A 9,284-nucleotide genomic window follows, 5' to 3' on the forward strand; every position below is an offset into this window, starting at 1 on the left:
GGGGGCACGGCGGCCAGGCCGGCCAGCCCGCCCAAGCCGCCGAGCGCTCCCAAGGGGGCGACGGCGGGAGCCGCAAGTGCCACCGCCGCCGGCTGCGAGAGCGCGTAGGCGGCTACTTCTTCGATGTGCAGCGGCCAGTCGAACAGCTCGAGGCTGATCAGGTATTGGAAGGCCTGCACCGGATTTTGGGTCAAGTACACGCCGAACTGTTCGATGTCCTCGAGGACTTCGAGGGATCGGACGACGTAAAAGATCGGTTGGCCCGGGTTCGTAAATGCGTCGTACTCGAGCCCGTTGACGGTGCCCTCGGCGGGATCCCAGGTCACCCCGAAGTTCTGCAGGAACTGCGCAATCAGCTGATTCAGCGGGTTGTCGACGAGCGGGTCATGGGCAAGTTGGATATTTCCGATACCCAAGTTGTTTTGCAGGAAATCCACCAGTCCCTGCGGCAGACTGAGCGGATTGTCGCCCTGGGACAAGTCTCCCAGGGCCTGCGATACCTGCTGCTGGATGCCCAGTGGGTTCTGCAAGAACTGCTCGATCTGCTGCGCGATCCCCTGTACCAGGTTGTTAGCCGCCGGGGTTTGCGCGTCGGATTTGAGGATTTGCGGCGCTGGGGTGGTCTGCGGCGTCGACGCCACCGCCGCGGTGGACAGGGCTTGATAGACGCCCATGGTGGTGGCCGCCTGAACCCACATCCGCACATAGTCGGCCTCGTTGAGCGCGATCGGAATGGTGTTGATCCCAAAGAAATTGGTCGCCACCAAGGCCCCGTGGATGACGTGGTTGGCGGCCAGTTCGGGCAGCGTCGGCATGGCGGCCAGCGCGGCGGCGTAGGCGGTGGCCGCCGTCTCGTGCTGGGCGGCCGTCGTCGCGCTGTTCGCGCTGGCCTGCACGAGCCACGCCAGATACGGCGCATTAGCGGCGACGTACGACTCGGCGCTGGGCCCCTCCCATGCGCCGGCCTGCACCGACGCCAACAGCCCGGTGAGTTCGTCTGCTACCGAGGCATATTCGGCACTCAGCGCGTTCCACGCCCCCGCGGCCGCCAGCAATGACTCGGGTCCCGGGCCGCTGCTCAGCAGCGCCGAGTGCACCTCCGGCGGGGCGGCCATCCAAATCGGCGCGGTCATAGCGGCATTCCTCGGGCTGGAAGGGTAACCAGACCGAAAGCCTAATGAAAACGATTGTCGTTATCAACTCAGCCGCGCTGGGCCCTATACCAGCGGCCGCCCCGTCCTGATCCGGCGGTCGACATCCCAAAGCAGGACGTTGAAGGGGAACCGCCGAACGAAGCGCGGCAGCGCGCGGTTCACCGCACGCAACACCGCCATCAGCCGGTCGAAGCGCCGCTGTTTCGCGGCGTCCCAGGGCAGCCGCATCTCGTCGCGGAAGCGCTGAGGCAAGAAGCCGGTGGTGATCAAAAGCGAGAAATTGTCGGACAGGCGCTGCAGCGGGCCCGGCAGCGTCACCCCGCGAATGCGGCCCGCCGCAATGGGATACAGGTAGTCCCGGACGGTGTCGTCGATGTGCACCTTGGCCAGCGACTCCTGCCAGTACCGGTCGAAGGCCGCCCGGTCCGCCGGCCACATCTCCGGCGGCACCTGCAGCGTGGTGGCCAGAGCCATGCCCTCGCGGTAGTGCCGGTCGGCGTCCTCACCGTCCAGTTCACCGACGAAGGTCCGGTAGATGTCGACCCCGCCCTTGTACAGGCACGCCCCCACCCACAGTTGCAGGTCGACGTCGAAGGCGTTGTAGGCGACGGGACTGTCGGGGGTGGAGTACACCTGCGCGTGGGCCCGGTTCACCGCACGGCGAAAGGCCTCCTTCTGGGCGTCACTGCCGGCGGACGCCACTGCCAGGTACGTGAAGGTGGTGCGGGCCCGTTTGATCGGGTGCAGGTCCACCCGGCCGCTTTCGACCCGGCTCTCCAACACCCCGTAACCGACGCCCGGGCGCGCCAGCTGCATGATCACGTTTGCCGGCCCGGCCAGCAACGCCACGCCCATCAGCCCCTCGTCGATGCCCAACCGGTGCCCGCGACGGGAAGGTCCGGGGCGGGGCGGGTCGGCGATGGCCCGCTCCACATGGCCGATCGAGTCCGGCATCGCCACGCGGGATCCCCCCTGCAAAATGTGCGAACGTCTGTTTCCTGATGTTGTCGCCTATCGGGGTCGGTGTCAAGATGGTGGCTATGGCGCAGGCCTCCAAAGCGCGGCCCTACCGCGGCGTCGACGCCGCCGAGCGGGTGGCCGTCCGCCGCCGCCAATTCTTGACCGCCGGTCTGGACCTGCTGGGGGCCGAACAACAGGACGTCTCGGCGCTGACCGTCCGCGGCATCTGCGACCGGGCGGGACTGGCCGCCCGATATTTCTACGAGAGTTTCAGCGACAAGGACCAGTTCGTCAGCCGGGTATTCGATTGGGTGGTGGCCGAGCTGGCCGCCACCACCCAGGCCGCCGTGGCGGCGGTGCCGGCGCACGAGCAGACCCGCGCGGGGATCGCAAACATCGTGCGGACCATCGCCGGCGACGCCCGCATCGGGCGCCTGCTCTTCAACACGCAGCTCGGCGACCCGGTGATCGTGCGCAAGCGCGCCGAGTCCAGCGCGCTCTTCGCCATGCTGTCCGGCCAGCACGCCGTCGACACGTTGCGGGCGCCGGCAAACGACCGCGTCAAGGCCGCGGCGCACTTCGTCGTCGGCGGCGTCGGGCAGACCATCAGCGCGTGGCTGGCCGGCGACGTCCGCCTGGAGCCCGACCAGCTCGTCGATCACCTGGCGTCGCTGCTCGACGAACTCACCAACCCGGACCTGTACCGCATCACGGAAACAGGGGCAGGTGCCACAGCCGCATCCGCGGATCCAGGAGCCACAACCGCATCATCGTGAGCCGCATGATGCGAATCGCGCCCCGGATCAGCAAGAACGCCAAGGGCACCTCGATGCCCAGCGCCGTCGCCACCGATATCCGCACGTCCGCTGGTCCGGCGGTCATCAGGTCGAACCACGCGTCGCAGATCAGCAGCACGCCCGCGGTGAACGCGGCGAGCACCACCAGCTGGCGGCGCAGGTAACCCAGGACGGCCGTCGCCACCATGAACACGACCAGAAGGATGTCGAAACCCACCCACGTGGCGGTCCAGTTGTGGGCGACGTAGTTGTCCGGCAGCGTGGTGGACAGGTATCCCAGCCACGGAACCATCGCGATCGAGCCACCGACCATCAGGCTCATGCGGGTGCGCCGTATCCGGCTCAGGAGCACCGGGTCGATCACGTCGCTCAGGGGCCGCTCCAGCCGGTTGATCAGGTCACGCCGCTGCTCGGGCGTCAGCGCGGCGATTTGATCGTCGGACAATATGCCGTTCGTCATCGTGGACATCCCCCGGCTCAGGCACGGTCTTGCCCTTTCAGCGTACGGCGTCCACCGGGGGCCTCCGGTCGGCCGCGGTCTTGGGGATGGCCTTGTTGTCGCTACTCGTGAATTCCTTTACCCAGCAAGCGAATTCCAGCGTGATGCCGTCGGGATCCTGAAAGTAGAACGAGCGCACGTAGACCCCGGGATGCACGGTTGCCGAGACCTGGCGCTCGCTTTCGTCGTGGTTTAGCACCGGCCCGACCCGCACGCCCTTGTCCTTGAGCCGCTGCCGGTAGGCGTCGAATTTCTCGGCCGGCACGTGGAATGCCAGATGGTTCATGGTGCTTACGGCGCTGGTGATGTCGCCGATGCCCGGGATGGCGCCCGGCGACGAGATGCCCGGCACCCGGTCGGCGGCGTCGGCGAACCAGAAGAACGCGACGCAGTCGCCGTTGCCCGCGTCGAAGAAGAAGTGCTGGCCCGCACCGTCGGGCAGATCGAGCGATTTGATCAGTGGCATGCCGAGGATGTTTGAGTAGAAATCCACGGTCCGCGCCATGTCCGAACACACCAGCGCGACGTGGTTGATCCCGCCCAGCTCGAATTCCGTGTTGGCGTTGTGCGGCTTGATCATCCTGCGGCTCCTATCAACCCGCGAAAGCCCTGGCGGAGATGCAAATCTGAATCTAACATCAGGTTCAGTTCTGCTCCAGGAGGTTCGCACGATTGTCCACCGCGGCCGAACCTGCTGAGCGACCCGACCCCCCACCGGCGTTTCCGACGCACCGCGGCAGGCGAACTCAGGCCGCGATCGACATGGCCGCCCGAACGGTTATCGCGCGCAAAGGCATTCTGGCGACGACCATCGCCGACATCGCCGCCGAGGCGGGCCGCTCGTCCGCGTCGTTCTACAACTACTACGACTCCAAAGAGGCGATGGTCCGCCAATGGGCGCTGCGGTTCCGCGACGAGATCACCGAGCGCGCGCGTTCGGTCACCAAGCACGGCCTGTCCGACCGCGAGCGCGCGTACGAGGCCGCCGCCGCGCAGTGGTGGACCTACCGCAACCGGCTCGCCGAGGTCGTCAGCATTTACCAGCTGGCGATGATCAACGACGACTTCGCGCGGTATTGGGCCGACATCTGTTCCACGCCAATTACTTTCATCAGCGAGTCGGTTCGCCGCGCCCAGGCCGAAGGCCATTGCCCCGATGACGATCCGCGCCTGATCGCCGAGGCTATTTTGGCCATGTTCTATCAGTTCTGTTACACGCAACTCGCCGGGCCCGGTGAACCCGACGACGCGGCCTGCATCCGAACACTGGCCAACATCTACTACCGAGCCATCTACGGCGGAGGAGAGTCAAATTGACCCGTCAAAACGGCGCCGCTGGCGTGATGCAGGAATTCGTCGGGTTGCCCTCGCCCACCGCGGGCCGGGCCGGGGCCGGCGGGCATCCCTGCCAGGGGCTCTACCACCGCGCGGTGGGGCGCAAGCCGAAGGTGGCGATGATCGCCACGCACTACCAGATCGACTTCGCCGAGCACTATCTCGCCGACTACATCGCCACCCGCGGCATCGGTTTCCTGGGCTGGAACACCCGGTTCCGCGGATTCGAAAGCAGCTTTCTGTTGGACCATGCCCTGGTCGACATCGGCGTCGGGGTGCGTTGGCTGCGCGAGGTACAGGGCGTCGACTACGTTGTGCTGCTGGGTAATTCGGGTGGTGGTTCGCTGATGGCCGCCTATCAGTCACAGGCGCTCGAACCGAACGTGACTCCCCTGGAGGGCATGCGCCCGGCGGCCGGACTCAATGAGCTGATCCCCGCCGACGGCTACGTCGCCACGGCCGCCCACCCGGGACGCCCCGACGTCTTGACGGCATGGATGGACGCCGCCGTCGTCGACGAGAACGACCCGGTCGCCACCGATGCCGACCTCGACCTGTTCGAAGCGCGCAACGGGCCTCCGTACTCGCCCGAGTTCCTCGCCCGCTACCGAGACGCTCAGATCGCGCGCAACCATGCCATCACCGACTGGGCCGAGCGTGAACTCAAACGGGTTCGCGCCGTGGGCTTTTCGGACCGGCCGTTCACCGTGATGCGCACCTGGGCCGATCCCCGCATGGTCGATCCGAGCATCGAGCCGACCAAGCGCCAGCCGAACCTGTGTTACGCGGGCGTCCCCGCCAAGGCGAACCGGTCCGCGCACGGCATCGCCGCCGCCTGCACCCTGCGCAACTGGCTGGGCATGTGGAGCCTGCGGGTGGCGCAAACCCGCGCCGAGCCGCATCTGGCCCGCATCACCTCCCCGGCCCTGGTGATCAACGCCGAGGCGGACACCGGCGTCTTCCCGTCGGACGCGCAGCGCATCTACGACGCGCTCGCCAGCACCGACAAGACGCAGGCCTCGATCAACAGCGATCACTACTTCACCACCCCGGGCGCGCGCAGCGAGCTGGCCGATACCATCGCCAGGTGGATCACCAAGAGGTGGCGTTAAGGGTTCTCGCCCATTTCATTCCCGGCGACAAGGTACTCGACTTCGTTGCGCCAGAATCGGATTGGCTTGACATCCGGTGGTGCGCCGAGGACGACGACGAGGGCTTTTACCGGGAGCTGCCGCATGCGGACGTGATCTGGCACGTGCTGCGGCCGCTGTCGGGCGACGATCTGCGGCGCGCGACCAGGCTGCGGCTGGTGCACAAGCTGGGCGCCGGGGTGAACACGATCGACGTAGAGACGGCGACGGAACGCGGCATCGCGGTCGCCAACATGCCGGGCGCCAACGCGCCGTCGGTGGCCGAGGGCGCGGTGCTGCTGATGCTGGCCGCGTTGCGCCGGCTACCGGAGCTGGACCGTGCGGTCCGCGAGGGCCGGGGCTGGCCGGCGGATCCGGCGCTGGGTGAGACGGTGCGCGACATCGGCGGCTGCACCGTCGGTCTGGTCGGGTACGGCAACATCGCCAAACGGGTGGCCGAAATCGTCGCGACGATGGGGGCGGGCGTGCTGCACACCAGCACCCGCGACGACGGCCGGCCCGGCTGGCGGCCGCTGCCCGACCTGCTGGCCGCCAGCGACATCGTCTCGCTGCACCTGCCCCTGACGGCGCAGACACATCACCTGCTGGATCGCGAGGCGCTGGCCCGGATGAAGCCGAATGCGGTGCTGGTCAACACCTCCCGGGGCGGGGTGGTCGACGAGGGCGCCCTGGTCGACGCCCTGCGGGGCGGGCGGCTGGCCGCGGCGGGGCTCGACGTTTTCGAGGCGGAGCCGGTGGCGCCGGGCAACCCGCTACTGGGCTTGGCCAACGTGGTGCTGACGCCGCATGTCACCTGGTACACGGCCGACACCATGCGGCGGTACCTGATCGAGGCCGTCGGGAATTGCCGCCGGCTGCGCGACGGGCAACCGCTGGCCCATGTAGTCAACCAACCGACCGGTTGTTAGCTTGGAAGGCGCTGGCACGAAACGTGAGGCAGCAAAGGGACGAGGAAGGCGACCAATGCCGATCGCAATCACTCCTGAGCATCAAGACCTGGCCGATTCGGTGCGATCCCTGGTGGCGCGAGTCGCGCCGTCCGAGGTGCTGCACGCGGCGCTGGAGTCACCCATCCAGAATCCCCCGCCATACTGGCGGGCCGCGGCCGAGCAGGGGCTGCAGGGCGTACATCTGGCGGAATCGATCGGGGGGCAGGGCTTCGGCATCCTCGAATTGGCCGTCGTGCTGGCCGAGTTCGGCTACGGGGCGGTGCCCGGGCCGTTTGTGCCGTCGGCGATCGCCAGCGCGCTGATCTCCGCGCACGATCCGGAGGCCAAGGTGCTGGCCGAGCTGGCGTCCGGCGCGGCCATCGCCGCCTACGCGATGGAGTGTTGCGCGCTGACCGCCACCCGCCAGGGGGACTCGCTGGTGATCCGCGGCGAGGTCCGCGCCGTCCCCGCCGCCGCGCAGGCCTCGTTGCTGGTGCTCCCCGTCGCGATCGACAGCGGCGAGGAATGGGTGGTGCTGCGCGCCGAGCAGCTCGAGATCGAGCCCGTGAAAAGCCTTGACCCGCTGCGCCCGATCGCACACGTGCGGGCCAACGCCGTCGAGGTCGGCGACGACGTCGTGCTGAGCAATCTGACCATGGCCACCGCGCACGCGCTGATGGTCACGCTGCTGTCGGCCGAGGCCATCGGCGTGGCGCGCTGGGCGACCGACACCGCTTCGCAGTATGCCAAGATCCGCGAGCAGTTCGGCCGGCCGATCGGCCAGTTCCAGGCCATCAAACACAAGTGCGCGGAAATGGTCGCCGACACCGAGCGGGCCACCGCGGCGGTGTGGGATGCCGCCCGCGCGCTGGACGAGGCCCGCGAGAACGGTTGGGACATAGCGGCTGCCAAGGTCGACTTCGCCGCGGCCGTGGCGGCGACGCTGGCGCCGGCCGCCGCCCAGCGCTGCGCGCAGGATTGCATCCAGGTGCACGGCGGCATCGGGTTCACCTGGGAACACGACGCAGGCGTGTATTACCGCCGGGCGCTGATGCTGGCCGCCTCCTTCGGCCGCAGCTCGGACTACCCGCAGCGAGTCGTGGACACCGCGACCACGACGGGAATGCGCGCGGTGGACATCGACCTGGATCCCGACACCGAAAAGCTGCGGGCCGAGATTCGCGCGGAGGTCACCGCGCTGAAGGAGATGGACCGCGAGCCGCGCAGGGTGGCGATTGCGGAGGGCGGCTGGGTGCTGCCCTACCTGCCCAAGCCGTGGGGCCGGGCGTCCAGCCCGGTGGAGCAGATCATCATCGCCCAGGAGTTCGCCGCCGGGCGGGTCAAGCGGCCGCAGGTCGGCATCGCGGCATGGATCATCCCGTCGATCGTGGCGTTCGGCACCGAGGAGCAGAAGCAACGGTTCCTGCCGCCGACCATGCGCGGCGAAATGATTTGGTGCCAGCTGTTTTCCGAGCCGGGCGCCGGGTCGGACCTCGCCGGGCTTACCACCAAGGCGACCCGGGCCGAGGGCGGCTGGCGCATCACCGGCCAGAAGATCTGGACCACCGCCGCCCAGTTCTCGCAGTGGGGAGCGCTGCTGGCGAGAACGGACACCTCCGCACCCAAACACAATGGCATCACCTACTTCCTGCTGGACATGAAGAGCGAGGGCGTCACGGTCAAGCCGCTGCGCGAGCTGACCGGCCAGGAGTTCTTCAACACCGTCTACATCGATGACGTGTTCGTGCCGGACGAATGCGTGCTGGGCGACGTCAACCGAGGGTGGGAAGTCAGCCGCAACACACTGACCGCGGAGCGGGTGTCGATCGGCGGCAGCGACGCGAATTTCCTTGCGACGCTTCCCGAATTCGTAGAGTTCGTGCGCGACGGGCAGTTCGACCAAGTGGGCCAGCACCGGGCCGGGCAGCTGATCGCCGAGGGGCATGCCGCCAAGGTGCTGAACCTGCGTTCGACCTTGCTGACGCTGGCTGGCGGGGACGCCATGCCGTCTGCTGCGATCTCCAAGCTGTTGTCGATGCGCACCGGCCAGGGCTATGCCGAATTCGCGGTGTCGTCGTTCGGCACCGACGCCGCGATCGGCGACACCAGCCAGCTACCGGGCAAGTGGGGCGAGTATCTGCTGGCCAGCAGGGCCACCACCATCTACGGCGGCACCTCGGAGATCCAGCTCAACATCATCGCCGAACGGCTGCTGGGCCTGCCCCGCGATCCCTAATGAGACGGGTCATGCCGACCTGACGCACGTCTGCCAGGTCGGCATGGCCCGGGTTCTTGGGGGTTGCTGGGTCACCACCACCAGTTCCACAACGGCCACCACGGGCGGTAGCCCTGTCCGGGCGGGCCCCATCCGCCGTTGCCCCAGCCGGGGTGACCCCAAACGCCGCGGTCCCAGTCGCCGCCGCGGGGACCCCACCAGCCGCCGCGGTCCCAGTCGCCGC

The 9,284-nt window shown here is 68.0% G+C and carries 9 protein-coding genes; 5 read left to right on the top strand and 4 right to left on the bottom strand.

The genetic code is table 11. The features are described 5' to 3' along the window. The coding region (locus tag N415_RS32790; RefSeq protein WP_239645605.1) for a PPE family protein at positions 1 to 1,133 on the bottom strand (1,133 nt) is incomplete at its 3' end. Between the two features lie 84 nt (positions 1,134 to 1,217). After that, positions 1,218 to 2,108, bottom strand: coding sequence for an oxygenase MpaB family protein (locus tag N415_RS16870; RefSeq protein ID WP_152531435.1), 891 nt, complete (start codon positions 2,106 to 2,108; stop codon positions 1,218 to 1,220). Between the two features lie 77 nt (positions 2,109 to 2,185). Between N415_RS16870 and N415_RS16875 the strand changes: the two genes are divergently transcribed. Further along, positions 2,186 to 2,890, top strand: coding sequence for a TetR/AcrR family transcriptional regulator (locus N415_RS16875; RefSeq protein WP_068184217.1), 705 nt, complete (start codon positions 2,186 to 2,188; stop codon positions 2,888 to 2,890). Here the strand turns inward: N415_RS16875 and N415_RS16880 are convergent. Next, positions 2,823 to 3,371, bottom strand: a complete 549-nt coding sequence (locus N415_RS16880; protein WP_068109502.1) for a hypothetical protein — start codon at positions 3,369 to 3,371, stop codon at positions 2,823 to 2,825. The genes N415_RS16875 and N415_RS16880 overlap by 68 nt on opposite strands. A gap of 37 nt (positions 3,372 to 3,408) precedes the next feature. Next, the gene (locus N415_RS16885) at positions 3,409 to 3,990 is read right to left on the bottom strand and encodes a VOC family protein (protein WP_068184200.1); all 582 of its coding nucleotides are present in this window, start codon (positions 3,988 to 3,990) and stop codon (positions 3,409 to 3,411) included. Between the two features lie 92 nt (positions 3,991 to 4,082). Here N415_RS16885 and N415_RS16890 point away from each other — a divergent pair, with 92 nt between their 5' ends. From N415_RS16890 to N415_RS16905, 4 genes are read left to right on the top strand one after another with little or no spacing between them, the layout of a single operon-like run. Further along, a complete protein-coding gene (locus tag N415_RS16890) occupies positions 4,083 to 4,727 on the top strand; it encodes a TetR/AcrR family transcriptional regulator (protein ID WP_068184203.1) in 645 nt (214 codons plus the stop codon). 26 nt (positions 4,728 to 4,753) lie between these two features. Next, the gene (locus N415_RS16895; RefSeq protein WP_152531436.1) at positions 4,754 to 5,857 is read left to right on the top strand and encodes an alpha/beta hydrolase; all 1,104 of its coding nucleotides are present in this window, start codon (positions 4,754 to 4,756) and stop codon (positions 5,855 to 5,857) included. Continuing rightward, entirely contained in the window at positions 5,848 to 6,804 is a 957-nt protein-coding gene (locus N415_RS16900; RefSeq protein ID WP_068184211.1) for a 2-hydroxyacid dehydrogenase, read from the top strand. Before N415_RS16895 ends, N415_RS16900 begins: the two co-directional genes overlap by 10 nt. A gap of 55 nt (positions 6,805 to 6,859) precedes the next feature. After that, positions 6,860 to 9,061 (top strand): acyl-CoA dehydrogenase, encoded by a 2,202-nt coding sequence (locus N415_RS16905; RefSeq protein WP_068184213.1) that lies wholly within the window; start codon positions 6,860 to 6,862, stop codon positions 9,059 to 9,061. Positions 9,062 to 9,284 lie beyond the last annotated feature (223 nt).

Source organism: Mycobacterium sp. UM_CSW, assembly GCF_000455205.1.
GTDB lineage: Bacteria > Actinomycetota > Actinomycetes > Mycobacteriales > Mycobacteriaceae > Mycobacterium.

Excerpts from the sequence above, each read along its gene's own strand:
- N415_RS16870 (WP_152531435.1), bottom strand. The coding sequence starts at position 2,108 with ATGCCGGACTCGATCGGCCATGTGGAGCGGGCCATCGCCGACCCGCCC.
- N415_RS16875 (WP_068184217.1), top strand. The coding sequence starts at position 2,186 with ATGGTGGCTATGGCGCAGGCCTCCAAAGCGCGGCCCTACCGCGGCGTC.
- N415_RS16880 (WP_068109502.1), bottom strand. The coding sequence starts at position 3,371 with ATGACGAACGGCATATTGTCCGACGATCAAATCGCCGCGCTGACGCCC.
- N415_RS16885 (WP_068184200.1), bottom strand. The coding sequence starts at position 3,990 with ATGATCAAGCCGCACAACGCCAACACGGAATTCGAGCTGGGCGGGATC.
- N415_RS16895 (WP_152531436.1), top strand. The coding sequence starts at position 4,754 with ATGCAGGAATTCGTCGGGTTGCCCTCGCCCACCGCGGGCCGGGCCGGG.
- N415_RS16905 (WP_068184213.1), top strand. The coding sequence starts at position 6,860 with ATGCCGATCGCAATCACTCCTGAGCATCAAGACCTGGCCGATTCGGTG.